Consider the following 23,951-nt stretch of genomic DNA (forward strand, 5'->3'; position numbering starts at 1 on the left):
TCAGTACGACAGCAACAAAACGTTCACGGGTAAAGATTTTTTAAATACAATCGCTACTTCCGGTTTCAGGGCTCTGCCAGGGGCCTGGCACCAGGCCTGAAACGGAAGCGGCATCTTGAAAATTGGGAGTTCGATATGGAGTTCGATATGGTCGATAACGCAGCACTGGGAACCGTTATCAAAGTTGTCGGCGTCGGCGGCGCCGGTGGCAACGCGGTTCAGCACATGATCACCAAAGGTGTGTCCGGTGTCGAGTTCATCGCCGCTAACACGGATGCGCAGGCACTTGCCGCGTCGAGCGCAAACAACATCATCCAGATCGGCGAATCGGGCCTGGGCGCTGGCATGCGTCCGGAAGTCGGCCGCCAGCTGGCCGAGCAGACCCGTTCGCGCATCGAAGACGCACTGCGCGGCGCGCACATGGTCTTCATCGCAGCCGGCATGGGCGGCGGCACCGGTACCGGCGCCGCACCGATCGTCGCCGAAGTCGCCAAGACCATGGGCGCACTGACCGTGGCCGTGGTCTCCAAGCCGTTCTCCTACGAAGGCGACAAGTGCATGCAGGTCGCCGAGCAGGGCCTGGAAGAGCTGAGCAAGCACGTCGATTCGCTGATCGTCATCCTGAACGAGAAGCTGGAAGACATCTACGAAGACGAGTCGATGCTCGACTGGATGAAGCACGCCGACGACGTCCTGAACAACGCCGTTGCCGGTATCGCCGAGATCATCAACGTCCCGGGCCACATCAACGTCGACTTCAACGACGTGAAGACCATCATGAGCGAGCAGGGCAAGGCCATGATGGGCACCGCGACCGCGTCGGGCGTGGACCGCGCGCGCATCGCCGCCGAACAGGCCGTGGCTTCGCCGCTGCTGGACGGTATCGACCTGTCGGGCGCCAAGGGCGTGCTGGTCAACGTGACCGCAAGCCGTGGCCTGAAAGGCAAGGAGATCAAGGAAGTCATGGCCGCCGTGCGCGCCTTTGCCGCTCCGGACGCGTCGATCGCACAGGGCATCGCCTACGATGACGCGATGGGCGACGAGCTGCGCGTGACCGTGGTCGCGACCGGCCTGGGCAAGAACAAGAAGATGCAGCTGGTGCAGCCGCAGCAGGTGCTCAAGACCGGCACCTACAATGCGCCGATGATGTCCGGTTCCTCGGCAGTCGCCGGCGGCCTGACCATGGGCCAGGCAGGCGGCGACGCCATGGGCGGCATGAAGCAGCCGGCCGTATGGCGCCGCGAGCAGGCATCCGAGCAGGTGCAGGCAATGCAGCGCAACGGTGTCGAGACTTACGACATTCCGGCGTTCCTGCGTAAGCAGGCTGACTGATTCAGAATCAGTTGAATAGGGAAGGGCCAGCGCAAGCTGGCCCTTTTGCTTTGTAGGGTGGGCGGGTTTTCCCGCCCACGCGGCTGCCGATCCCTGGCACTGATGCGTATCACCGCGTGGGCGGCATAGCCGCCCACCCTACGAAAGCTGGTTCTGCAGACTCACCTGACTTCGGCGATAATTGCGAGATTATCAAAAACACTGAAGGAGCACCCATGACCATCCAGATCGGCGACCGCCTGCCGGAAGGCACCCTGTCGGAATTCATCGAAACCGAAACCGCAGGCTGCTCGCTCGGCCCGAATACCTTCCAGGTCGCAGACCTCGTCAAGGGCAAGAAGATTGTCATCTTCGGCCTGCCGGGCGCCTTCACCCCGACCTGCTCGGCCCAGCACGTGCCGGGTTACGTCCAGAACGCCGACGCGCTGCGCGCCAAGGGCGTGGACGAGATCTGGTGCATCTCGGTCAACGACGCCTTCGTGATGGGCGCCTGGGGCCGCGACCAGAAATCGACCGGCATCGTGCGCATGATGGCCGATGGTAACGGCGCGTTCTCGAAGGCCCTGGGCCTGGACGCCGACTTCTCGAAGCACGGCATGGGCACCCGCTCGAAGCGCTACTCGATGCTGGTCGAAGACGGCGTCGTCAAGGGGCTGAACGTGGAAACCGCCGGCTTCGAAGTCTCGAGCGCCGAGAAGATGCTGGAACAACTGGGCTGATCGAACTACTCCCTGCAAACGGCGCCGCGGCGCCGTTTTTTGTCACATGATCATCAATACCGAAACCCCCGACCAGCCCGAAGTACGGGCCATGCTGGACAAGCTCGACGCCTACTGCGCCGCGCTGTACCCGGCCGAATCGAATCACCTGATGGACATCGCTTCCCTGATGACGGGCGAGGTGCTGTTCCTGGTCGCGCGCGACGTCGGCGGGCAAGCGGTCGGCTGCGCGGCGCTGGTCAACCGCGGCGGCTACGGCGAGGTCAAGCGCATGTACGTCATTGATGCCGGCCGTGGGCGCGGCACCGGCCGCCAGCTGCTGGAGCAGCTGACCATGTTCGCGCGCATGTCCGGCCTGCAGTCCCTGAAGCTGGAGACCGGCATCCACCAGCCGGAGGCGATCGGCTTGTACGAGCGCAGCGGTTTCGTGCGCATCGAGCCTTTCGGCGAGTACCAGCCGGATCCGCTCAGCCTCTTCATGGAAAAACGCCTTTGAAGCGTCCTCAAGGTAACCTGTACAGCATCTACGCGATGGTGCTGGCCGTGTTCATGTTCGCGCTGATGGACACGGTGATGAAGCTGCTGTCGCAGCGCTACCCGGCGATCCAGGTGGCGGCGCTGCGCTCGCTCACCTCGCTGCCGCTGGTGGCCATCTACGTCGGCATCAAGGTCGGCTACGGCGGCATCCTGCGCATCCGCTGGCCGCTGCACCTGCTGCGCGCGGTGCTGGGCATCGCGATGCTGAGCTTTTTCGCCTTCGGCATCCGCAAGCTGTCGCTGGCCGAGGCTTATACGATCTTCTTCATCGCGCCGTCGATCATCACCGCGCTGTCGGTGTGGTTCCTCAAGGAGCGCGTCGACGCCGCGCGCTGGATCGCCATCGGGGTCGGCCTGGCCGGCGTGCTGGTGGTGCTACGCCCCAGCGGCGCCGGTTTCCTCACCATCGGCGGCCTGGCCGTGCTGGGCGCCGCCGCGATGTACGCGATCTCGGCGATCACGGTCGGCGTGCTGGCGAAGACCGACCGCAGCGAGTACATGGTGTTCTGGCTGATGGTGATGATGTCGATCGGTGCGACCGCGCTGGCGGCGCCCGGCTGGGTGGGCATGAGCACCGGCGACATCCCGCTGCTGCTGGGCCTGGCGCTCACCGGCTTCATCGGCCAGCTAGCGATCACCGAAGCCTTCGCCAAGGGCGACGCCTCGAGCGTCGCGCCCTTCGAATACACGGCCCTGGCCTGGGCGGTCTGCCTCGACTGGCTGCTGTGGCAAACCCTGCCGGACGGCTGGACCCTGCTGGGTGCGGCGATCATCATCGGCAGCGGTATGTATCTGATTCGCCACGAAAAAGTCCACGTCGAGTCGGACCACCCGTAGAAGCCGGCGAGCGGTCAGCAAGGCCCGGAGGCGTGGGCTATAATCGTTTTCATGTTGAAACAAAGAACTATCAAGCAGGTCGTGCGCACCACCGGTGTCGGCGTCCACTCGGGCACCAAGGTCGAACTGACCCTGCGTCCGGCGCCGCCCGGCGCCGGCATCACCTTCCGCCGCGTCGACTACGACCCGATCGTCGCGATTCCGAGCGCAGCCGACGTGGTCGGCGAGACCCGCATGGCCACGGTCCTGATCAAGGATAACGCGCGCGTCTCCACCGTCGAGCACCTGATGTCGGCCTGCGCCGGCCTGGGCATCGACAACCTGGTCGTCGACGTCACGGCCGAAGAAATCCCGATCATGGACGGCTCGGCCGCTTCCTTCGTGTTCCTGCTGCAGCAGGCCGGCCTGGAAGAGCAGGACGCACCGAAGCGCTTCATCCGCGTGCTGAAGGATGTGGAGATCCGCCAGGGCGAGGGCAAGAACGAAAAGTGGGCGCGCCTGTCGCCCTACGACGGTTTCAAGCTCGACTTCTTCATCGAATTCAACCACCCGGCCGTGGACGGCACCATGCAGCGCGCCGCGGTCGACTTCGGCGACGTCTCCTACGTGCACGACGTGGCGCGCGCCCGCACCTTCGGCTTCATGCAGGACGTCGAAACCCTGCGCGGCATGGGCCTGGCGCGCGGCGGCTCGCTGGAAAACGCGATCGTGATGGACGAGTACCGCATCCTCAATGCGGACGGCCTGCGCTACGAAGACGAGTTCGTGCGCCACAAGATCCTGGATGCGATCGGCGACCTGTACATCGTCGGCCACCCGCTGCTGGCCAGCTACACCGCCCACAAGTCGGGGCACGCACTCAACAACGAACTGCTGCGCAAGCTGCTGGCGCAAACGGATGCCTACGAGTGGGTGGAGTTCGATTCGCTGGGCGAGGCGCCGCCGTCGTATCTGCGGCAGATGACGCGGGAATGGGCGCAGACTTAGCGCCTATATAGGTTCTTGAGGGTCTGCCTGGCCGGCCCCGGACCCTACTTACGCTTCTCCGCCAGGCGCCGCAGCGCCGCCACCAGATCCTTGTTCTGGCTGGTCTCCTCGAGCGATTCCGCCAGCTCTTCAAAAGCCTGCACCGCCGTCTTCGGCAACTCCAGGGTGCGCATCTGCGGTTTGTCGTCCGGCATGGCGCGACCCACCTGCACCTTCAGCTTGACCGATTCCACCGCCCAGCCGCGCCCTGCCAGCGAGGATTGCAGCTTGGGCAGCATCTGCTTCATGCGCGCCGCCACGGCCGAGCTGGGCACGGCCAGCACCAGGACGCCGTCCTGGAACGAAATCACGTCGGTATTGCCGGCCAGGACGGGCAGGATGGCGGCGCAGTCGGACTGCAGGCGCGCCATGCGCATCGCCGCAGGCAGCAGGCTGGCCATGCGGTCGTTCTTGCGCAGGAAATCGGTCGCGACGATCGATGTCTGCCGGTTCTTGGTACCGTAGATGTGCACGTGATGAGGGAAGGCGAATGCGTGATGGGCGCACCTTACCATAGTGGATGGCGTTTGCAATGCCACGGTAACAAGCTTGCGTGTGGGTAATATAGTTTTTATAATGCCTCGATTCGATGGCGCGCCGCTGTCGCCTCACGCCTACGCCAGATGCTGTTCTCATCGATCATCTTCCTGTTCTTTTTCCTGCCGGTTTTCCTCTCCCTGTATTACCTGCTGCCCTGGAAGAACGCGGTCCTGCTGATCGGCAGCCTGGTGTTCTACGGCTGGGCCGAACCGCGCTTCCTGCCGCTGCTGCTGCTGTCGGCCGCCCTCAACTACGGTGTCGGCCTGGCGCTGGCCGGTGCCGCCGCAGACCGGCGCAGCGCACGGATCTGGCTGACGGCGGGTGTCTCGGCCAACCTGGGCCTGCTCATCTGGTTCAAGTACGCCGGCTTCCTGGCCGAGGCGATCAACAGCGCGCTCGCGGCCGGTCTGCCGGTGCCGCACATCACGCTCCCGCTCGGGATCTCCTTCTTCACCTTCCAGGGGATTTCCTACCTGGTCGACGTGTACCGCGGCGAAGTCGCGGCCCAGTCCAGCTTCCTGCGCTTCGCCACTTACAAGGCACTGTTTCCCCAGCTGATTGCCGGCCCCATCGTGCGTTACCGCCAGGTGGCCGACGAGATGGGCAAACGCGTGCTGTCGAACGAGCGCCTGCTGGCCGGCTTCCAGCTGTTCGCGCTTGGCCTGGCGCAGAAGGTCCTGATCGCCAATACCCTGGCGTTTCCCGCCGACCGCCTGTTCGGCGCCGACCACGCCGAGCTGTCCGCGCTGACCGCCTGGCTCGGCCTGCTGTGCTACACCCTGCAGATCTATTACGATTTCGCCGGCTATTCCAACATGGCGATCGGCCTCGGGCACATGCTGGGCCTGAGCTTCCCGCCCAATTTCGACCGCCCGTATTCGGCGCGTTCGCTGACCGAGTTCTGGCAGCGCTGGCACATCAGCCTGTCGTCCTGGTTCCGCGACTACCTGTACATCCCCCTCGGCGGCAACCGCCGCGGCCCGGTGCGCACCTGGTTCAACCTGGGCCTCGTGTTCCTGCTGTGCGGCCTCTGGCACGGCGCGGCCTGGACCTTCGTGGTGTGGGGCGCCTGGCACGGCGCCTGGCTGATCGTCGAGCGCATGGGACTGCGCAAGCTGCTGGACCGTTTGCCCTGGCCGCTGGCGCAGGCATGGACGCTGGCCGTGGCGATGCTGGGCTGGGTCTGGTTCCGCGCGGCCGACATGGATGCCGCACTGAGTTATTTTGCGGCCCTGGCGGGTAGCTCGGCCAACCCATCGGGCCATCCGTGGCAGGCCGAGATCGCCTCGCTCGAACTGGTGGCGCTCGCGGTCGGCCTGGCGTTTGCCGTGATGCCGACCGGCCGCGCGCCGGTGGCATCGAGCGGCACCCCGCCGGCCCTCATGGCGGGCCGCTGGACCAGGCTGCCGCTGGCCGTGGCCTGCGTCGCCCTGTGCGCCTGCAGCCTGGCGGGCGGCACCTACAATCCCTTCCTCTATTACCGGTTCTGAGCCATGAAGATCTTCCGACATGCCGCCAAACTGGTGATTACCGGTCTCCTGGCCTTGCCGCTGGTCGCCACCTTCGCCTGGCCCAGCCTTGATAGCGTCGAACAGCGCGCACTGGCGGCCGCGCCAAGCGTGCCGCACAGTTGGAGCGATGCGCGCGCCTGGCCGGCCGCGGCCGAAGCCTGGGTCAACGACCATTTCGGCTGGCGTTCGCAGATGGTCGCGTTCAACGCACGCCTGTACCATGACCTGTTCGGCCGCTTCCCGACCAACCAGATGATGATGGGACGCGAGGGACGGATCTTCCTGGCCGCCCACAATGACCGCGGCAGGGGAGAGCCCTACACGGCGCTGGTCGCCTGCGGCTGGAAATTCAGGCGCGAGCCCGAGATCGTCCAGCAGATCAACGGCTTCATCGCCACCTTCAAGGCCCAGGGCATTGCCGCCAGATTGCTGATCGTGCCGTCGGGGCCGGTGGTGTACAGCGAACAGATGCAGCCCTGGCAGGCCGAGCGCTGCCGCCCGGACGCGGTGCCGCTGCGCCGCATCCTGGCCTCGCCGGCGCTGGCGCCCGAGGCACGCGAACTGGTTTATTTCCCCTTGAGCGAAATGCGGGCCATGCGCGACCGCGTCGAATTCTTCCCCAAGACCTTCTTCCATTGGAACGCCTCCGGCGCCGCGGCCGTGGCCGGCCTGGCCGAGCAACGCTTCTGGGGCCGCGGTGCGAACACCACCCCGATTCCGCTGGTGCAGCGGATGTCGCCGTCCGACGTCGGCTGGCTGTTCCCCGGCATCCAGCACGACAGCATGACGGACGACCCGAACTTCGGCGGCACCACGATCAGCCCCTGCCGCGGCGCCGACTGCTTCCCCGAGGCGAAGACGGCGATGGAAAAGCTCGGCGACGTCGGCCGCTTCCTGAATTCGGCCCCGGGACTGGGACCGCGCCTGGTGGTGCTGGCCGACTCCTTCGGCAATGCCGGCGCCCCGATGTTCTCGCGCTACCACCGCGAAGTGGTCTATGTGTCGACCAATAATATGGCGCGGCTCGACCCCGCCGAGATGGCGCAGCTGCGCAAGCTGCTGTTCGTACCGGGAAGCGGAGATGAAGTCCTGTTCCTTTATCATGACGCCACCGTGCTGTCCGACCGCATCGAGTACGACCTGAAGAATCTGTCAATACAGCAACAAAAATAATAAATGTCGGCTTGGTAACATCTTGTTATCTGAACTGTCGCCCTCAAGTGTGGCCGGATCGCATGATAAAATCAGTAGCTTTTTGCCATAGGCGGTCTTCGGCGAGTCATGTAGTGCTCGCCCTGGCTCTTTTTGCGGCGTAATTTTCTAGAACACAGCAATGTCATTCCTGACCCAGATTTTCGGCAGCCGTAACCAGCGTCTGCTCAAGCAATACCAAAAGACCGTGCGCCAGATCAACGCGCTCGAGCCCCAGATGGAAAAGCTGTCGGACGCCGAACTCCAGGCCAAGACGCCGGAATTCAAGGACCGCCTGGCCAAGGGCGAGACGCTCGACGACATCCTGCCGGAAGCGTTTGCGGTGTGCCGCGAGGCGGCCAAGCGTGTCATGAAGATGCGCCACTTCGACGTCCAGCTGATCGGCGGCATGGTCCTGCACCAGGGCAAGATTGCCGAAATGGGTACGGGTGAGGGCAAGACCCTGATGGCAACCCTGCCGGTCTACCTGAACGGCCTGTCCGGCAAGGGCGTGCACGTCATTACCGTCAACGACTACCTGGCCCAGCGTGACGCCGAGTCGATGGGCCGCCTGTACGGCTGGCTGGGCCTGACCACCGGCGTGAACCTGTCGCAGCTCGACCACGACAGCAAGCAGAAAGCCTACGCTTCGGACATCACCTACGGCACCAACAACGAATTCGGCTTCGACTACCTGCGCGACAACATGGTCTACGACGTGCGCGAACGCGTGCAGCGCAGCCTGAACTTCTCCGTGGTCGACGAGGTCGACTCGATCCTGATCGACGAAGCCCGTACGCCGCTGATCATCTCGGGCCAGGCCGAGAGCCACACCGACCTTTATCAGCGCCTGAACGCACTGCCGCCGCTGCTGACCCTGCAGATCGGCGAAGAAACCCCGGACGGCAAGGGCAAGATCGAAGTCCCGGGCGACTACACCAAGGACGAGAAAGCGCACACCGTGCTGCTGACGGAAAGCGGCCACGAGCGGGCCGAAGCCATCCTGACCGAATGGGGCCTGCTGCCGGAAGGCGCGTCGCTGTACGACGCCGCCAACATCACCCTGGTCCACCACCTGTACGCGGCGCTGCGCGCCCACGTCCTGTACCACAAGGACCAGCACTACGTGGTGCAGAACAATGAAGTCGTGATCGTCGACGAATTCACCGGCCGCCTGATGACGGGCCGCCGCTGGTCGGACGGCCTGCACCAGGCCGTGGAAGCCAAGGAAGGCGTGCGCATCCAGAACGAGAACCAGACCCTGGCCTCGATCACCTTCCAGAACTACTTCCGCATGTACACCAAGCTGGCCGGCATGACCGGTACGGCGGACACCGAAGCCTACGAATTCCAGGAGATCTACGGCCTGGAGACCGTGGTGGTCCCGCCGAACAAGCCGTCGCAGCGCAAGGACCGCCAGGACCAGGTGTACAAGTCGGCCGAAGAGAAGTACAACGCGATGTTGAACGACATCCGCGACTGCTACGAGCGCGGCCAGCCGGTGCTCGTGGGTACCACCTCGATCGAGAACTCGGAACTCCTGTCCGGCATCCTGAACAAGGCCAACCTGCCGCACAACGTCCTGAACGCGAAGCAGCACGCCCGTGAAGCGGAAATCATCGCCCAGGCCGGCCGTCCGAAGATGATCACCATCGCCACCAACATGGCGGGCCGCGGTACCGACATCGTCCTGGGCGGCAATGTCGAGAAGCAGATCCAGCTCATCGAGGCGAATGCCGAGCTGTCGGACGCCGACAAGGCGGCGCAGGCCACGCAGCTGCGCGACGAATGGCAATCGCTGCACGACCACGTGGTGGGCGCCGGCGGCCTGCACATCATCGGTACCGAGCGCCACGAATCGCGCCGGGTCGACAACCAGCTGCGCGGCCGTTCGGGCCGCCAGGGCGACCCGGGTTCCTCGCGCTTCTACCTGTGCCTGGACGACCCGCTGCTGCGTATCTTCGCCGGCGACCGCGTGCGCGCCATCATGGAACGCCTGAAGATGCCGGAAGGCGAGCCGATCGAAGCGGGCATCGTGACCCGTTCCATCGAGACCGCCCAGCGCAAGGTGGAAGCCCGCAACTTCGACATCCGTAAGCAACTGCTGGAATACGACGACGTCGCCAACGACCAGCGCAAGGTGATCTACACCCAGCGTAACGAGCTGCTGGAGTCGGTCGACATGGCCGAGCTGATCGCCTCGCTGCGCGTGGGCGTGTTCACGGCCCTGGTGCGCCAGTACGTGCCGGCCGAGTCGGTGGAAGAGCAGTGGGACATCGCCTCGCTGGAGTCGGTCCTGGGCGCCGAATGGGGCTTGAGCATTCCGCTGCAAAAGATGCTGGTGGACGACCCGAACCTGAACGACGACGACATCCTCGAGCGCGTGCTCAAGGCTGCCGAAGAGTCGTACAACGCCAAGGTGGCGGTGGTCGGCGCCGAGTCCTTCGGCGGCTTCGAGCGCAACGTCATGCTGCAGAGCCTGGACACCCACTGGCGCGAGCACCTCGCGGCGCTGGACCACTTGCGCCAGGGCATCCACCTGCGCGGCTATGCGCAGAAGAACCCGAAGCAGGAGTACAAGCGCGAAGCCTTCGAGCTGTTCAGCAACATGCTGGACATGATCAAGAACGAAGTGATCCGCACCGTGATGACGGTCCGCATCCAGACCCGCGAGGAAGTCGAAGCGGCCGAAGCCGCGATGGCGGCCCAGCTGTCGCACCTGGAAAACGTCAACTACCAGCACGCCGACTTCAACCCCTCGGCCGCGCCGGAAGAGCTGCTCAACCCGAACCCGGTGGGCGGCGGGGCGGCGCCGGTGGCGGCGGAAGACCACAGCACCTACATGGGTGTGAAGGTCGGCCGCAACGATCCGTGCCCGTGCGGCAGCGGGAAGAAGTTCAAGCAGTGCCACGGCAAGCTGGCGTAAGCTGCTGCAGCGTGTAAACGGAAACGGCCGGGTGTGTAACCCGGCCGTTTTTTCATGTCTGCATGTTCAAACGTAGCGTCGATGGAAGCGGCTGCCGAGGCGCGTCAGCACCTCATACCCGATCGTCCCCGACAGCGCGGCGACTTCATCCACCGGCTGGTGCTCGCCCATCAGCTCCACCTCCGCCCCCGGCACCACGCGTTCCGGCGCGATGCCCGTGACGTCCAGCGTGATGCTGTCCATCGACACCCGTCCGACAAAGGGCGCCGCGACTCCGTCGACAAACGCGAAGCCGCGCCCCGACAGCGAACGCTGCCAGCCGTCGGCATAGCCCACCGCGACAGTCGCAATGCGGCGCTCGCTCGGAACCAGGTGGTAGGCGCCGTAGCCGACCACGTCGCCCTCGCGCACCGTGCGCACCTGCACGATGCGGGCGTGCAGCGACACGGCTTGCTTGAGGGGATTCTCCATGCCCGGCTGCGGGTTGATGCCGTACAGGGCTGCGCCTGGACGCAGCAGGTCGTAATGATAGGCCGATCCGAGGAACACGCCCGAGGAATTGGCGAGGCTCGCCGGTATCCCGGGGAACAGCTCGCGCATGCTGTCGAAACGGCGGCGCTGGGTGTCGTTGAGCGGATGGCCCGGCTCGTCGGCGCAGGCTAGGTGGCTCATCACGAGGGTGGGCTCGATGCCGGCGAGCCAGTCCTTCTCCCCCGACAATGCCATCAGGTCGCCTGGTGCGATGCCCATGCGCGACATGCCGGTATCGACCTGGATCGCGGCCGGCAGCACGCGCCCGAGCTTGCGCGCCAGCTGCCGCCATTCCTGCACCTGGCTTGGGTCGTTCAGCACGGGACGCAGGTCGTACTGGAAGAAATCCGTCGCCGTGCCCGGCGGCGGGCCGTGCAGCACGTAGATGGCGCAGCCGTCCGGCACCAGCTGGCGCAGGCGGATGCCTTCGTCCAGGTGGGCGGTGAAGAAGACGCGGCAGCCTTCCAGCGCCAGCGCGGGCGCCACCTGTTCCATGCCGAGGCCGTAGGCATCGGCTTTCATGACGGCCGCGCAGGCCCCCTTGGCCTTCCCGGCCAGCAGCCGGTAGTTGTCACGGATCGCCCCGAGGTCGATCGTGAGCCGCGCCCCGGCGCGGGACGCATCCACGGAATCTGCCATCGAACGCTTACGCCTTGACCAGTTCGGGGGCGGCGGCGCCTTGCGGCGTGCCGGCGTAGCGGAACACCGCCAGGTCGTCGGCGCGGATGGCCGGCTGCTTGCCGCTCACCAGGTCGGCGATGACGCTGGCCGAGCCGCAGGCCATGGTCCAGCCCAGGGTGCCGTGGCCGGTGTTGACGAACAGGTTGCGCAGCGGCGTGGCGCCGACCACCGGGGTGCTGTCCGGGGTCATCGGGCGCAGGCCGGTCCAGAACGAGGCCTGGCGGGTGTCGCCGGCGCCCGGGAACAGGTCGTTGACGACCATCTCCAAGGTTTCGCGGCGCGCCGGGTTCAGGGCCTTGCTGTAGCCCGCGATCTCGGCCATGCCGCCGACGCGGATGCGGTCTTCGAAGCGGGTGACAGCGATCTTGTAGGTCTCGTCCAGGATGGTCGATACGGGCGCGCGGCTCTCATCCGTGATCGGCACGGTGATCGAGTAGCCCTTGAGCGGATAGACCGGCAGCTGGAACTGGTCTTTCAGGAGCAGGCGCGAATAGCTGCCCAGCGCCAGCACGTAGCGGTCGGCCATGAGCGTGCCCCTGGCGGTGCGCACACCGGTGATCTGGCCACCGGCAATGTCGAGGGCCTGGATGTCGGTGTCGAACTCGAAGCGCACACCCAGGTCGCGCGCCATCGCGGTCAGGCGCGTGGTGAACAGCTGGCAGTCGCCGGTCTCGTCGTTCGGCAGGCGCAGGCCGCCCACCAGGGTGCCGTGCGTGCCCAGCGCCGGCTCGGCCTTGCCGAGGTCATGGCCGAGCAGCAGTTCGTATTCCACGCCGGCCTGCTTCAGGACTTCGATGTCCTTGGCGGCGCTGTCGAGTTGCTGCTGGGTGCGGAACAGCTGGATCGTGCCCAAGCTGCGGCCTTCGTATTCGATGCCGGTCTGGGCGCGCAGTTCGCGGATGCAATCGCGGCTGTACTCGGCCAGGCGCACCATGCGCTCCTTGTTCACCGCATAGCGGTCAGCCGTGCAGTTGCGGTACATCTGCCACATCCACTGCAACTGGAACAGCGAGCCGTCCGGACGGATGGCCAGCGGCGCGTGCTTCTGGAACAGCCATTTCGCGGCCTTCAGCGGAATGCCCGGCGCCGCCCAGGGCGAGGCATAGCCCGGCGAGATCTGGCCGGCGTTGGCGAAGCTGGTCTCCAGGGCAGGGCCGGGTTGACGGTCGATGACGGTGACGTCGTGGCCTGCCTTGGCCAGATAGTAAGCGGTGGTCACGCCGACCACGCCGCTGCCCAATACGAGAACGCGCATGTTATGCCCAGGTCCTGAAGTAAATGATGCGGGATTTAGAAAAGATTGCCATATTACCGCCGCTAATGGAATAATGGTTTCTGTTATTACACACGTTTTCAGTGAAAATTCATGCGCGTCCAGAAGAATTCCAACCGCGTCCTCGACAAGATCGACCTCCACATCCTGTCGGTCCTGCAGGACGATGCGCGCATCGTCATGAAAGACCTGGCCGAACAGGTGGGCCTGTCGCTGACGCCCTGCATCGAGCGGGTCAAGCGCATGGAGCGCGACGGTGTCATCACCGGCTACCACGCGCGCGTGAATCCCCAGGCCATGGGCCTGCAGATCCTGGTGTTCGTGGAGATCACGCTGCACCAGAAATCGGAAAAGGCTTTCGACCGTTTCCGCCGTGCGATGCTGGGCATTCCCGAGGTGATGGAGTGCCACCTCGTATCTGGGGACTTCGACTATTTGATCAAGGCGCGCATTCCGGAAATGTCGGAATACCGGCGCCTGCTGGGCGAAATCCTGCATGTGGCCGACGCCGGCCAATCGAAGAGCTATGTGGTGATGGAAGAGCTGAAGGAAACGCTGGCGCTGTCGATCCCACGCTGAGCAACGCCGCGTTCCCCGCCAATCAAGCCTGGGCGTGCAGGTTTTCCATGGCTTTGCGCAGGAACTCGATGACCTCGTCACCGATGCCCGTGCCCAGGCGCAGCAGCGGCTCCGACCTCGTGGCGAGGCGGAACTGCGCGATCACTTCCGGATCGTCGCCCACCATGTCGGTGAACAGCCCGAACCAGCTGCGCGCGAGCTGCCGGGCTTCCATGGATCGGGCCTCGGGGTCGAGCTGGAGACATGCGCGGATCCGGGTCGCCAGCACGATCCACTCGTCCGCGTGTGCGGCTTCGTGGCGGCGCATGCGCTCGACGGTTTCCGCCGGCAGGTAGCGCGCGTGGATCGTGAAGCGCAGTTCCGCGAGCACCGAGCGCATATAGGCCTGCAGCGCGGGCGACATGCCGGTTTGCTGTTGCACTTCCGGGTCTTGTGAGGTCATGGCGGTCAGCTGCAGGACGAAGGCCGGGTTGCCGCCGGTGTCGCGTTCGAGCTGTTCCAGCCAGCGCACGGCAAAGGCGTTCGCTTCCTGCGAGCCGGGCGCCACGTTTTTCGTCATTAGTCCATGCGCATGCGCGACCAGTTCCCGCCATTCGGCCTGCGCCGCGGGGTTCTGGTACAGCGGCAGGCGCGCCAGTTCTTCTTTCGTAAAGTATTTTTCGTACATGGTCATCTGCTCCAGAGTGGTTAGCCAGATGGACATGTCCGTTTCGTCGCCGGCGGCCAGGCGTGAGCGCAGGCGCAGCAGCTGCTCGCGCATCTGCGCGGCTTCGGCGATCTGCTGGTCAAGGGCCTTGAGCTGGCGCTCGACGATGGCCAGCGGCGAGGCTTCCGGACTGTCCAGGTAAGCCCCGATGTCGCTGAGCGCCATGCCGAACGCGCGCAGTGCCTGGATCTGCTGCAGGCGCGCCACGTCGTCGCGGTCATAGAGCCGGTAGCCGGCATCGGAACGCGCAGAAGGCGAGAGCAGCCCGATGCTGTCGTAATGGTGCAGCGTGCGGACCGTCAGGCCGGCGCGCGCCGCGAGTTCTCCCACTTTCAGCATCGAGCTTCTCCCTGTTCTTCATGCGTAGCGCTACTCTGGAGCCTCACCTTGCGTGAGGGTCAAGCGCTTTGTCGGACCTGCAAGCCATGATAAGGGCAGGCAGGTCCCGGGAGCACTACCAGACCATCTTGTTCCAGGTGTTGTCACCGACGACCCCGTCGGCGCTCAGGCCCTTCGAAGTCTGGAAGTTCTTCACCGCCGTTGCCGTGGCCGGCCCGAAGGCGCCGTCCACCGTGATGCCCGCGCCGCTCTCGTTGAGCTGGCTCTGCACCGCGCGCACCTTGGCGCCCGAATCGCCCTGCTGGGTCAGGATCACCAGCGCCGGCCAGGTGGCGTTGCCGACGATGCCGTCCGCGCCCAGGCCGTGCGAGGACTGGAAGTTCTTGACCGCGTTCTGGGTCGCGGTGTCGAAACTGGCGTTCACCGTGAGCGTATAGCCCCACTGCTGCAGCAGGTACTGGATGGTGCGCACCCGTTCGCCGGTGTTCCCGTACTGGACCAGGGGCCAGGTAGCGGTGGTGCCACCGCCCGAACTGCTGCCGGCCACGAGCGACTTGTAGCGTGGCCAGTCCCAGCCCGAACCCGGGTCGGTGTGGCTCTGGCTCGCGTAGTTGACGTGGCCCTTGACGTTGTACAGCGAGTCCGACGGTACCGCGTTCCAGCCGCTGCTGCCATCGTAGACCTTCTGCGCCAGCGCGCGCGAGGCGAGGATGTCTTTGGTCAGCGCTGCCGAGGCGTTGTACATGGCGGTGGTGTACCAGGCGGACGGGTTGGCGATGTAGCCCTCGTGCTCGATGCCGATGGTGTAGCCGTTCGAGTTCCCCACGTGCCAGGCCTTGTCGGCCTCGCGCACCATCTGGGTCACCTGGCCGTCCGAAGAGCGGATCACGTAGTGGGCGCTGACGCCGGCGCTGCAGTTCTGGAACCAGGAGATCGAGCCCGCGTAGGAGCCCTGGGTGGTGTGCACGGTCACGTGGCTGACCGCGGCGGTGCGGGCGGAATAATTGCAGCTGGCGGCCGGGTTCCAGATGGCCGGCGGGTAGTCGGTCGACGCAAGCGCCGGCTGGGCCGACGCGACGAAACACAGGCCTGCGAGTAGGCTGCGCATCAAGGTCTTCATAGATTGTCTCCGTATTCTGCTCGTTATTATTTGTTCGGGGTGGCTGCGAAGTCCGGCGCCGAAATCTTCGGATCGGGCGTGCCGGTTTCGATCGTGATGCGGCGCGCGGACAGCTTGCGCAGCTTGTCCTTGCCGTAGACCTTCTCCATCTCGACGTGCTTCTGGTCGATTTCGAACCTGTCGCTGCGACGTCCCTGGCGGATTGCGGTCAGCACTTCGTAGCTGTAGATCTTCGCGATCTCGGGCTGCGGGATCCCGCTGTAGCGCGCCACCGCGGCTTCCCAGTCCTCGAGCGGGAAGGCCTTGTTCTTGCGGGCGCCGTACTGTGCGAGCAGGGCGGCGGCGGCGCGGATGTTGGAGCGCGTGTCCGACGCCGCCTGTTCGGGCGTCACGCGGATCAGGGCCGCGCCCTCGCGCAGGGAGTGGCCGAAGTGGTTGTCGTCGCGCAGGCCCATGATCCCGTAGCTGATCGGCATGCCCTCGTGCGATTCCACCTCGACCTCGGGTTCGCCGTTCTTCTTCAGCTTGCCCTTGGGGACGTGCGGATGCCAGCGCGTTTCGGCGTAGGCGATCGACTGCAGCAGTTCGACCGGCACGTTGAACTCGTTCGAGGCTTCCTTGAAATACTGCTTGTACTGTTTCGCCGACACGGTCAGCTCGACCGGCTTGCCGTCGGCGAAGGCGAGTGGCGATGCGGCCGCTCCCGCAAGTGCTGCACATAGCGCGACCAGCAATCGCGCCTTGACGCTTGGTTTCATTGTTTGTCTCCAGATTGTTGTTGGAATGACTCCGACTAAGGCCGGGAAAGGCGCCAGGATCCTGCAAAAAAACATGTCGTTTCCGGGCCTGTCGAGTATATGCACACTGCGGATGAGCAAACGCTAAGCGTTTGATTTAGAACAATATTTCGGTAGAAATGAATCGTGCGCAAGGTGCCACTGAAAGTCGGTACATACACGCCGATTAAGGAGGTGTGAGCGCAGGTTATCGACTTATGCGATCGGCATACATGCGGGCGCAAAACCCGCGCCGGACAGGCCTGCTCGCCGTGGACGCCGCTGGCAGTACAATATCGGATTACCTATCTTTTCTTTCATGAGATCGCCATGGCCGTCAATTCCCCCCTGCCAGTCGCAGCCGACCTGAAACCCGTCGCCGGTATCGAGATCGGCTATGCCGAAGCCGGTATCAAGAAGCCCAACCGCAAGGACCTGCTGGTCATGCGGCTGGCTGAAGGCGCCACCGTGGCCGGCGTGTTCACCAAGAACCGCTTCTGTGCCGCGCCGGTCCAGGTGAGCAAGGCCAATCTCGCGGCCGTGCAGAGCGGCGGCAAGCCGATCCGTGCGCTGGTGGTCAACACCGGCAATGCCAACGCCGCCACCGGCGAGCAGGGCCTGGCCAATGCGCAGGCCACCTGCGCGGAAGTCGCCAAGCTGCTCGGCCTGGACGCGCAGCAGGTGCTGCCGTTCTCCACTGGCGTCATTCTCGAGCAGCTGCCGATCCAGAAGGTCGTCGCGGGCCTGCCGGCAGCGGTGAGCAAGCTGAAGGCGGACAACTGGTTCAACGCCGCCGAGGCGATCATGACCACCGACACCCAGCCGAAGGCGGCCTCGCGTATTGTCACCATTGGCGGCCACGCGGTCACCATGACCGGCATCAGCAAGGGCGCCGGCATGATCAAGCCGAACATGGCGACCATGCTCGGTTACCTGGCAATTGACGCGCGCGTCGCGCAACCGGTGCTCGACGAGCTGGTCAAGCATGCGGCCGACCACTCCTTCAACAGCATCACGATCGACGGCGACACCTCGACCAACGATTCCTTCATCATCGTCGCCACCGGCGCCGGCAGCCTGGCGATCGACGCCGCATCCGGCCTTGAATACGAAGCACTGAAGGAGGCCGTCACCGACATCTCGCGCAACCTGGCGCAGCAGATCATCCGCGACGGCGAAGGCGCCACCAAGTTCATGACCATCACGGTGGAGGGCGGGCGCGACGTCGAAGAGTGCCGCAAGATCGCCTACTCGATCGCGCACTCGCCGCTGGTCAAGACCGCCTTCTTTGCCTCGGACCCGAACCTGGGCCGTATCCTGGCCGCGATCGGCTACGCCGGCGTGGACGACCTCGACACCACCAAACTCGACCTCTACCTGGACGACGTGTGGGTGGCCAAGGCCGGCGGGCGCAATCCGGATTACAAGGAAGAAGACGGCCAGCGCGTCATGAAGCAGTCCGAGATCACGACCCGCGTGACGCTGGGCCGCGGCGAGGCCACCGCCACGGTCTGGACCTGCGACCTGTCGCACGACTACGTGTCGATCAACGCCGACTACCGCTCTTGATCCAATGACGCCACTCGAGCAGTTCCTTCACCGCGCCGAGGCCCTGCTGGCGCGGGTCGAAGCGGTGCTGCCGCCGGCGGTGCCGCGCGAGCCGGACTGGAAGCGCAGCTTCGCTTTCCGCTGGCGCAAACGGGTCAATGGGGGTGGCAAGTACCTGGCGCCGGTGCTGCATGCCTCCGCCATCCGGCTCGAAGATTTGCAGCACGTCGACGCGCAGAAGCGCCAGATCGAGCAGAACACCCGCCAGTTCGTGCTGCGCCGCCCGGCCAACAACGTGCTGCTGACCGGCGCGCGAGGCACCGGCAAGTCGTCCCTGATCAAGGCCTGCCTGAACGGTTTCGCCGACCAGGGCCTGCGCCTGATCGAGGTCGACAAGGCGGATCTGGCCGACCTGCCGGACATCGTCGAGCTGGTGGCGGGACGCCCCGAGCGTTTCGTGGTCTTCTGCGACGACCTGTCCTTCGAGGAGGGGGAGGCGGGCTACAAGGCGCTCAAGGTGGCGCTCGACGGCAGCATCGCGGCGGCCTCGGACAATGTGCTGATCTACGCGACCTCGAACCGGCGCCATCTGATGCCGGAAAAGATGTCCGACAATGCCGGCTACACGCATGGCGACGACGGCGACCTGCATCCGGGCGAGACGGTCGAAGAGAAGATCTCGCTGTCCGAGCGCTTCGGGCTGTGGCTGTCGTTCTACCCGTTCCGCCAGGACGACTACCTCGACATCGTGGCGCACTGGCTGGCCAGCTACGGCTGCACCCCGCAGCAAATCGAGGGCGCACGCCCCGAGGCCCTGCAGTGGGCCCTGCAGCGCGGCTCGCGTTCGGGCCGTGTGGCCTGGCAATTTGCGAAGGACTATGCCGGCAGGCTGCCGGATGAAGAGACTCATGAGTGAAGTGAAGGCAAAACCGGTCGACGTCGCGGTCGGCATCCTGATGCGCGCGAACGGCGACGTGCTGCTCGGCCAGCGCCCCGAAGGCAAGCCCTATGCGGGCTACTGGGAATTCCCGGGCGGGAAGGTGGAGCAGGGCGAGGACATCTTCCACGCGCTGCAGCGCGAGTTCGTCGAAGAACTCGGCGTGCGGGTGCTGAGCGGCGAGGCCTGGTGCTGCGTCGAGCACGTGTACGAGCACGCGCACGTGCGCCTCTACTTCTACATCTGCCGCGAGTGGGAAGGGGAGCCGCAAAGCCTCGAGGGGCAGGCGTTCGCGTGGCAGGGTGGGTATAGCGTCAGTCCGCTGTTGCCGGCGACCATTCCGTTGCTGGAGTGGCTGGATCGTGTGAGATACCAGCTTTAACTCATTAGGACCACCTGCGATGGAACGTCATCCCGGCGAAGGCCGGGATCCAATTTTGGTGATACGCCACGAACGTCAAATTGGGTTCCGGCCTACGCCGGAACGACGGTCTTCAAGTTAGTGGAAAGAACAGCGCATGGGTCTTGCCGCTGTTGCTTAGTTATCGGCCGGCTTATCATCCTGCGGATCATTCGTCGACGCCCCAGGAATCGTATACTTCTCTTCGGCCCAGGCCCCCAGGTCGATCTGCTTGCAACGCTCCGAGCAGAACGGGCGATACTTGTTCGCCGGGGTCCATTCGACCTTCTTGCCGCAGGTCGGGCAGGCTACAACAGTCATGTCAATACCAGTCAAAAATTACAGAGGGTGAGGTTGAAGGGCACGTCTTCTTCGAGTGCCTTCGGCTTGCAGTCACCATCATGGGTGGTGAAGCGCACCCACAGCATATACTTGTTGGCCGAGATCTCGGGGATCGCGCCAAGCGAATCGTCGATCGACAGGCGCAGCATCTGGTACACCTTCCCCTGCAGCATCTGCTGGTAGCTGCCGCCCGTGGCGATCATCTTGACCGGGCCGCCGGAGTCGCGCAGCAGGCGCAGCACCAGCGCGAGCGCTTCGAACAGCGGCGCCAGCGGCGCGAACCAGCCCAGGATGTCGGCCTGGCGCTGCTCGGCCGAGTGGTGCTGCCAGGCGTAGTAGGACGGCAGGTCGAATTCGCAGGCGCCGCCGGGGATGATGGTGCGGCCGCGGATGCTCATCAGCCACTCGTTGTCGCGCACGTTCTGACCGGTCTTGCCCTGGCTAGCTACCAGGGCGCCGCTGACGGCGTCCAGCTCGGCCAGCACGGCGTCCAGCGTTTCGGTGGCGACGTTCGGATTGCTGCGGTAGGAGAGCAGGCTTTGCTTCTGCCGCTCGAGTTCCTGCAGCAGGTCGGATTTCAGGTCGGCGCGGCCGGCCACTTCCAGCATGTCGAAAATCGTGGCAAGGGCCACGTGATGCTGCATCGGGTGCTCTTGTTGCACAAAGAACTTGAACTTGTCGTACAGGTCTTCCAGCCGCAACAACGTGCGAATGCGCTCGTTGAAAGGATATTCGTAGACGATCAAAATGACATTCCTCTGAATGTAGGCTGGCGAGCAACCCCGTGATTCTGAACCATGCTGCGCAAAATTACAAATCCCGCATTGACTTAATTCAATTTAGTTTTGCTTAGATTTACTCTGGGATAAATACAGCGCATGCAAAGCCTCCACTTGCGGGCGCAGCGCGTCCAGTCCATCGTCGTTCAGAATGATATCGTCAGCCGCCGCGCGACGCTGTTCGCGAGACACCTGGGCCGCCATGATGGCGCGGACCTGGGCCTCGGAAATGGCGCTCCTGGCCATCACCCGCGCCACCTGTAGCTCTTCCGGGCAGTCGATCGCCAGCACCCGGGTCACGCGCTGGCGCCAGGTGCCGGATTCGATCAACAGGGGCACGACGAAGATCACGTAGTCGCCGGTAGCGATGGCGGCGGCGGCCGCGGTGGCGTCACGGATGCGCGGATGCAGGATCGCCTCCAGGCGCGCGCGGGCGGTATCGTCCGTAAATACAAGGGCGCGCATCTTGGCGCGGTCGAGGGCGCCGTCGGGCGTGGCGAAGTCATCGCCGAACTCCGACAGCAGGGCCGGCATCGCCGCGCCGTGCGGGGCAGTCAGCGCGTGCGCGATCTGGTCGGTGTCGATGACCGAGGCGCCGAGCGCGGCGAACATGTCGGCCACGGTCGTCTTGCCGCAGCCGATGCCGCCGGTGAGGCCGACCGAGAAGGCGAGCTTATGCGGCGCGTCCATTGTCAACCGGTGACGACGGTCTGCAGCCCGGCGCTGATGCCGGCGCCGTAGAGCAGGGCGATCAGGCCGGCCGCCGCCAGGTAGGGACCGAAGGGAATCGGCTTGTCGCGGCCGCGCTTGGCGAACACGATCAGGCTGATGCCGACCAGTGCGCCCACCACCGAGGACAGCAGGATGATGGTCGGCAGCATCTGCCAGCCGAGCCAGGCGCCAAGGGCGCCCAGGAGCTTGAAGTCGCCGTAGCCCATGCCTTCCTTGCCGGTCACCAGCTTGAACAGCCAGTACACGGCCCACAGCACCAGGTAGCCGGCGGCGGCGCCGATCACGGCGTCCTGCAGCGGAACGAAGGTGCCGTGCAGGTTCACCAAGAGGCCCGCCCACAGCAGCGGATAGGTAAGGTCGTCCGGCAGCAGCTGGGTGTCGATGTCGATGAAGGTCATGGCGACCAGCAGGAACAGGAACAGCAGCGTGGCCAGGCCCGCCAGGCCGCTGCCGAAGGTCCAGACCAGCACGCCTGCGAGCACGCCGGTGAGCAGTTCGACGGCCGGATAACGCGGCGAGATCGGCGCCTTGCACTTGCGGCACTTGCCGCGCAATGCGAGCCAGCTGATCACCGGGATGTTTTCCATGGCCGTGATCTGGTGCCCGCAGTGCGGGCAGGCGGAGCGGGGCACCATCAGGTTGTAGCGGTCGGTATGGGGAGGCTCCTTGCCGCTTTCCTGGGCCACGTAGTTGTCGGACTCGCGCTGCATCATCTGCGGAATCCGGTGGATGACCACGTTCAGGAAGCTGCCCACGAGCAGCCCGAACAGGGCGGCCACGAGGGTGGCGCTGAGTGTGGCGGGTGGGGCGAACAGCAGGGATTCCAGGGGCATGGCGGCAGGGTCCGGTCAGAAAGCGGGCAATAACAGCTAGTTTCGGTAAAAAAGATGCTTTACGTCAATCTTATTGTAGAGATTTCCTGCAATTTGGCGAAGTTTCTGCCGCCATGCGTGGCTTTTACGGCCGGCACAGTGCTGGCGCACGATTGTGACGGATCATGCCGTGATCCCGGCGCGCGGCTACGCTGCACCTCATTGGCCGCTTTTCGGCCGCCGCCATGGTGCCTGCAATGCCCCGCGCAACATTCACTTTCCTGAATCATGCCTGCTTCATGGTGCGTACCGAGGCTGCGCTCCTGGTCTGCGATCCCTGGCTCGAAGGCCCGGTACTGGACGACGCCTGGAGCCTGGTGGACGACTCCAGCAGAAATGCCGCCCTGCTGGAAACGCTCAATGCGGCCGGCGTGCCCGTCTATATATGGTGTTCGCGCGCCCAGCCGGACCACTTCCCGCTGCCTTTCCTGCGGCGCTTCCGCTCCGAATTTCGCGGCATTGCCACCTTTCTCTACCGGCCCGGGCGCGACATGCGCATCGGTGAAGAACTGCGCCGCCTGCGCCTGCCGCTGGCCGAATGTCCGGACGGCGTCACGGTGGCGCTGGCCGGCGACCTGCGCCTGACCGCACTGGCCAACGGCGACGGCGACACCGCCTGCCTGATCGACTGCGCCGGGCGCAGCATCCTCAACCTGGGCGACCGTGCCCTTGCCACGGCGGCCGAGTGCCAGGCCGCGGCACCGCGCATCGGCAAGGCCACTTCGCGCATCGACCTGCTGCTCACCGGTTTCGGCAGTATGGGCTGGTGCGGCAACCCGGAGCAGTTCGCGCTGCGCGAGGGGGCGGCCAAGGCTGCGGTGGAACGCCTGGCGGCGCAGGTCGAACGCTTCCGGCCGAAACTGGTGCTGCCGATCGCCTCGTTTGCCCGCTTTGCGCGGGCCGACAACGTCTGGCTCAACGGCGGCCGGATGGCGCCGCGCGAATTGCTGGAGGCCTCGCGCCTGGACGGCGTGCGCGGGGTCGTGCGTTTCCTGCCGCCCGGCGCCAGCATCGACCTGCAGCGCGACACACCCGGCACGCTGGCGGCCGTGCACGAGCGGGCGCTGGAACACTGGACCGAGCGCTGGCGCAAGCGCCCGCCGCCGCTGCCGCGTCCCCCGCAAGCTTCGCTGGGCGAACTGAAGGCGGCGTTCGCGCGCTATTGCGAGCGGGTGACGGCCGGCATGCACGTGCTGCCGCGGCTGCTGGAAGCGGTCGGTCCGCTGCGACCGCTCGTGCTGCACCTGCCCGACCTGCGCCAGACCGTGGAGCTGTCCTACCGCCACGGCTTCCGGCTGCGGCCGCGCATGGATGGCGAACAGCGCGCCGCCCACGTGGCGATGTTCTCGGGCACGGCCCTGCAGCTGCTGCGCGCCGAGGACGGCTTCGATACCGTGTATGCCGGCGGCTGCTTCTGGACGCTGCGGCGCAGCGGGCTGTCGACCTTCGGGCGCTTTTTCCTGCCCCAGCGCATGGGTCGGCGTGGCGCTGACCGGCGCCGGCCGCTCAAGATGGGCGGCTACCTGTGGCGCGCCCTGGTGGGAAGGATGGCGCGCCAGCTGCAGGCGGCGCTGCGCTGAATCAGCGTAGTAGGGTGGTCGGCTGTGCCGACCGCGCGTTCAGCAGGCTCATGCATAGTCGAGCAACTATTCATGCATCGCTTGAACGCGCGTTCGGCGGTCATTCAGTCCAGTGGACTGAATGACGAACACCCTAC

24 protein-coding genes are annotated in these 23,951 nt (G+C 65.1%); 13 read left to right on the forward strand and 11 right to left on the reverse strand.

The features are described from left to right. Complete coding sequence (locus LK542_RS00630; protein ID WP_227800578.1) at positions 1 to 225, reverse strand: hypothetical protein; 225 nt, start codon at positions 223 to 225, stop codon at positions 1 to 3. Here LK542_RS00630 and ftsZ point away from each other — a divergent pair. From ftsZ to lpxC, 5 genes are all read left to right on the forward strand, one after another. Then, positions 136 to 1,332: a cell division protein FtsZ gene (ftsZ, locus tag LK542_RS00635; protein ID WP_227800066.1), complete on the forward strand. Its 1,197-nt coding sequence runs from the start codon at positions 136 to 138 to the stop codon at positions 1,330 to 1,332. The two genes, LK542_RS00630 and ftsZ, sit on opposite strands and share 90 nt — an antisense overlap. Positions 1,333 to 1,547: 215 nt before the next feature. Further along, on the forward strand, positions 1,548 to 2,051 hold the full coding sequence (locus LK542_RS00640; protein WP_227810419.1) for a peroxiredoxin: 504 nt from the start codon (positions 1,548 to 1,550) through the stop codon (positions 2,049 to 2,051). 46 nt (positions 2,052 to 2,097) lie between these two features. After that, complete coding sequence (locus tag LK542_RS00645; RefSeq protein ID WP_227810420.1) at positions 2,098 to 2,547, forward strand: GNAT family N-acetyltransferase; 450 nt, start codon at positions 2,098 to 2,100, stop codon at positions 2,545 to 2,547. 35 nt (positions 2,548 to 2,582) lie between these two features. Then, positions 2,583 to 3,425, forward strand: a complete 843-nt coding sequence (locus tag LK542_RS00650; protein ID WP_227810793.1) for a DMT family transporter — start codon at positions 2,583 to 2,585, stop codon at positions 3,423 to 3,425. A gap of 51 nt (positions 3,426 to 3,476) precedes the next feature. Then, complete coding sequence (lpxC, locus tag LK542_RS00655) at positions 3,477 to 4,412, forward strand: UDP-3-O-acyl-N-acetylglucosamine deacetylase (RefSeq protein WP_227810421.1); 936 nt, start codon at positions 3,477 to 3,479, stop codon at positions 4,410 to 4,412. A gap of 44 nt (positions 4,413 to 4,456) precedes the next feature. Here the strand turns inward: lpxC and LK542_RS00660 are convergent, their stop codons facing one another. After that, positions 4,457 to 4,924, reverse strand: coding sequence for a DciA family protein (locus tag LK542_RS00660; protein WP_227800069.1), 468 nt, complete (start codon positions 4,922 to 4,924; stop codon positions 4,457 to 4,459). Between the two features lie 150 nt (positions 4,925 to 5,074). On the opposite strand from LK542_RS00660, the gene LK542_RS00665 reads away from it, so the two are divergent. From LK542_RS00665 to secA, 3 genes are all read left to right on the forward strand, one after another. Then, positions 5,075 to 6,481 carry an MBOAT family protein gene (locus LK542_RS00665; protein WP_227810422.1) on the forward strand — a complete coding sequence of 469 codons (1,407 nt, stop codon included), beginning with the start codon at positions 5,075 to 5,077 and terminating at the stop codon, positions 6,479 to 6,481. 3 nt (positions 6,482 to 6,484) lie between these two features. After that, complete coding sequence (locus LK542_RS00670) at positions 6,485 to 7,675, forward strand: hypothetical protein (protein WP_227810423.1); 1,191 nt, start codon at positions 6,485 to 6,487, stop codon at positions 7,673 to 7,675. 160 nt (positions 7,676 to 7,835) lie between these two features. Continuing rightward, positions 7,836 to 10,619, forward strand: coding sequence for a preprotein translocase subunit SecA (gene secA / locus LK542_RS00675; RefSeq protein ID WP_227800072.1), 2,784 nt, complete (start codon positions 7,836 to 7,838; stop codon positions 10,617 to 10,619). Between the two features lie 66 nt (positions 10,620 to 10,685). Here secA and alr read toward each other — a convergent pair whose 3' ends face one another. Next, the gene (gene alr / locus LK542_RS00680; protein ID WP_227810424.1) at positions 10,686 to 11,789 is read right to left on the reverse strand and encodes an alanine racemase; all 1,104 of its coding nucleotides are present in this window, start codon (positions 11,787 to 11,789) and stop codon (positions 10,686 to 10,688) included. Between the two features lie 7 nt (positions 11,790 to 11,796). After that, on the reverse strand, positions 11,797 to 13,086 hold the full coding sequence (locus LK542_RS00685; RefSeq protein ID WP_227810425.1) for a D-amino acid dehydrogenase: 1,290 nt from the start codon (positions 13,084 to 13,086) through the stop codon (positions 11,797 to 11,799). Between the two features lie 111 nt (positions 13,087 to 13,197). Between LK542_RS00685 and LK542_RS00690 the strand changes: the two genes are divergently transcribed. Continuing rightward, complete coding sequence (locus LK542_RS00690; protein ID WP_159696317.1) at positions 13,198 to 13,683, forward strand: Lrp/AsnC ligand binding domain-containing protein; 486 nt, start codon at positions 13,198 to 13,200, stop codon at positions 13,681 to 13,683. A 22-nt stretch (positions 13,684 to 13,705) separates the two neighbouring features. Here LK542_RS00690 and LK542_RS00695 read toward each other — a convergent pair whose 3' ends face one another. The 3 genes from LK542_RS00695 to LK542_RS00705 form a co-directional block, all read right to left on the reverse strand. After that, positions 13,706 to 14,728, reverse strand: coding sequence for a MerR family transcriptional regulator (locus LK542_RS00695; RefSeq protein ID WP_227810426.1), 1,023 nt, complete (start codon positions 14,726 to 14,728; stop codon positions 13,706 to 13,708). Between the two features lie 115 nt (positions 14,729 to 14,843). Then, positions 14,844 to 15,848 (reverse strand): peptidoglycan-binding protein, encoded by a 1,005-nt coding sequence (locus LK542_RS00700; protein ID WP_227800076.1) that lies wholly within the window; start codon positions 15,846 to 15,848, stop codon positions 14,844 to 14,846. Positions 15,849 to 15,874: 26 nt separating this feature from the next. Beyond that, positions 15,875 to 16,606 (reverse strand): transglycosylase SLT domain-containing protein, encoded by a 732-nt coding sequence (locus LK542_RS00705; RefSeq protein WP_227810427.1) that lies wholly within the window; start codon positions 16,604 to 16,606, stop codon positions 15,875 to 15,877. Between the two features lie 348 nt (positions 16,607 to 16,954). On the opposite strand from LK542_RS00705, the gene argJ reads away from it, so the two are divergent. The 3 genes from argJ to LK542_RS00720 are packed head-to-tail and all read left to right on the forward strand — an operon-like array spanning position 16,955 to position 19,491. Further along, positions 16,955 to 18,193, forward strand: coding sequence for a bifunctional glutamate N-acetyltransferase/amino-acid acetyltransferase ArgJ (gene argJ / locus LK542_RS00710; RefSeq protein ID WP_227810428.1), 1,239 nt, complete (start codon positions 16,955 to 16,957; stop codon positions 18,191 to 18,193). A 4-nt stretch (positions 18,194 to 18,197) separates the two neighbouring features. After that, the gene (locus LK542_RS00715; RefSeq protein WP_227800079.1) at positions 18,198 to 19,088 is read left to right on the forward strand and encodes an ATP-binding protein; all 891 of its coding nucleotides are present in this window, start codon (positions 18,198 to 18,200) and stop codon (positions 19,086 to 19,088) included. After that, the gene (locus LK542_RS00720) at positions 19,081 to 19,491 is read left to right on the forward strand and encodes an NUDIX domain-containing protein (protein ID WP_227810429.1); all 411 of its coding nucleotides are present in this window, start codon (positions 19,081 to 19,083) and stop codon (positions 19,489 to 19,491) included. The genes LK542_RS00715 and LK542_RS00720 overlap by 8 nt, the downstream gene beginning before the upstream one ends. 156 nt (positions 19,492 to 19,647) lie before the next feature. On the opposite strand, the gene yacG is transcribed toward LK542_RS00720, so the two are convergent. From yacG to LK542_RS00740, 4 genes are all read right to left on the reverse strand, one after another. Further along, the gene (gene yacG, locus LK542_RS00725) at positions 19,648 to 19,830 is read right to left on the reverse strand and encodes a DNA gyrase inhibitor YacG (RefSeq protein ID WP_227810430.1); all 183 of its coding nucleotides are present in this window, start codon (positions 19,828 to 19,830) and stop codon (positions 19,648 to 19,650) included. 11 nt (positions 19,831 to 19,841) lie between these two features. After that, entirely contained in the window at positions 19,842 to 20,597 is a 756-nt protein-coding gene (zapD, locus tag LK542_RS00730) for a cell division protein ZapD (RefSeq protein WP_227800082.1), read from the reverse strand. A 93-nt stretch (positions 20,598 to 20,690) separates the two neighbouring features. Further along, positions 20,691 to 21,320, reverse strand: a complete 630-nt coding sequence (gene coaE, locus LK542_RS00735; RefSeq protein ID WP_227800083.1) for a dephospho-CoA kinase — start codon at positions 21,318 to 21,320, stop codon at positions 20,691 to 20,693. 2 nt (positions 21,321 to 21,322) lie between these two features. Then, positions 21,323 to 22,195, reverse strand: a complete 873-nt coding sequence (locus tag LK542_RS00740) for an A24 family peptidase (protein ID WP_227810431.1) — start codon at positions 22,193 to 22,195, stop codon at positions 21,323 to 21,325. A gap of 236 nt (positions 22,196 to 22,431) precedes the next feature. Between LK542_RS00740 and LK542_RS00745 the strand changes: the two genes are divergently transcribed. Next, a complete protein-coding gene (locus LK542_RS00745) occupies positions 22,432 to 23,814 on the forward strand; it encodes a hypothetical protein (protein ID WP_227810432.1) in 1,383 nt (460 codons plus the stop codon). The last annotated feature ends 137 nt before the right edge of the window (positions 23,815 to 23,951 follow it).

This window comes from Massilia sp. IC2-477 (genome assembly GCF_020707265.1).
Taxonomy (GTDB): domain Bacteria; phylum Pseudomonadota; class Gammaproteobacteria; order Burkholderiales; family Burkholderiaceae_D; genus Telluria.

Excerpts from the sequence above, each read along its gene's own strand:
- LK542_RS00740 (WP_227810431.1), bottom strand. The coding sequence starts at position 22,195 with ATGCCCCTGGAATCCCTGCTGTTCGCCCCACCCGCCACACTCAGCGCC.
- LK542_RS00685 (WP_227810425.1), bottom strand. The coding sequence starts at position 13,086 with ATGCGCGTTCTCGTATTGGGCAGCGGCGTGGTCGGCGTGACCACCGCT.
- LK542_RS00670 (WP_227810423.1), top strand. The coding sequence starts at position 6,485 with ATGAAGATCTTCCGACATGCCGCCAAACTGGTGATTACCGGTCTCCTG.
- yacG (WP_227810430.1), bottom strand. The coding sequence starts at position 19,830 with ATGACTGTTGTAGCCTGCCCGACCTGCGGCAAGAAGGTCGAATGGACC.
- LK542_RS00705 (WP_227810427.1), bottom strand. The coding sequence starts at position 16,606 with ATGAAACCAAGCGTCAAGGCGCGATTGCTGGTCGCGCTATGTGCAGCA.
- LK542_RS00690 (WP_159696317.1), top strand. The coding sequence starts at position 13,198 with ATGCGCGTCCAGAAGAATTCCAACCGCGTCCTCGACAAGATCGACCTC.
- argJ (WP_227810428.1), top strand. The coding sequence starts at position 16,955 with ATGGCCGTCAATTCCCCCCTGCCAGTCGCAGCCGACCTGAAACCCGTC.
- LK542_RS00640 (WP_227810419.1), top strand. The coding sequence starts at position 1,548 with ATGACCATCCAGATCGGCGACCGCCTGCCGGAAGGCACCCTGTCGGAA.
- LK542_RS00695 (WP_227810426.1), bottom strand. The coding sequence starts at position 14,728 with ATGCTGAAAGTGGGAGAACTCGCGGCGCGCGCCGGCCTGACGGTCCGC.
- secA (WP_227800072.1), top strand. The coding sequence starts at position 7,836 with ATGTCATTCCTGACCCAGATTTTCGGCAGCCGTAACCAGCGTCTGCTC.
- ftsZ (WP_227800066.1), top strand. The coding sequence starts at position 136 with ATGGAGTTCGATATGGTCGATAACGCAGCACTGGGAACCGTTATCAAA.
- coaE (WP_227800083.1), bottom strand. The coding sequence starts at position 21,320 with ATGGACGCGCCGCATAAGCTCGCCTTCTCGGTCGGCCTCACCGGCGGC.
- LK542_RS00665 (WP_227810422.1), top strand. The coding sequence starts at position 5,075 with ATGCTGTTCTCATCGATCATCTTCCTGTTCTTTTTCCTGCCGGTTTTC.
- LK542_RS00650 (WP_227810793.1), top strand. The coding sequence starts at position 2,583 with ATGGTGCTGGCCGTGTTCATGTTCGCGCTGATGGACACGGTGATGAAG.
- LK542_RS00700 (WP_227800076.1), bottom strand. The coding sequence starts at position 15,848 with ATGAAGACCTTGATGCGCAGCCTACTCGCAGGCCTGTGTTTCGTCGCG.
- alr (WP_227810424.1), bottom strand. The coding sequence starts at position 11,789 with ATGGCAGATTCCGTGGATGCGTCCCGCGCCGGGGCGCGGCTCACGATC.
- lpxC (WP_227810421.1), top strand. The coding sequence starts at position 3,477 with ATGTTGAAACAAAGAACTATCAAGCAGGTCGTGCGCACCACCGGTGTC.
- LK542_RS00645 (WP_227810420.1), top strand. The coding sequence starts at position 2,098 with ATGATCATCAATACCGAAACCCCCGACCAGCCCGAAGTACGGGCCATG.
- LK542_RS00745 (WP_227810432.1), top strand. The coding sequence starts at position 22,432 with ATGCCCCGCGCAACATTCACTTTCCTGAATCATGCCTGCTTCATGGTG.
- LK542_RS00720 (WP_227810429.1), top strand. The coding sequence starts at position 19,081 with ATGAGTGAAGTGAAGGCAAAACCGGTCGACGTCGCGGTCGGCATCCTG.
- LK542_RS00715 (WP_227800079.1), top strand. The coding sequence starts at position 18,198 with ATGACGCCACTCGAGCAGTTCCTTCACCGCGCCGAGGCCCTGCTGGCG.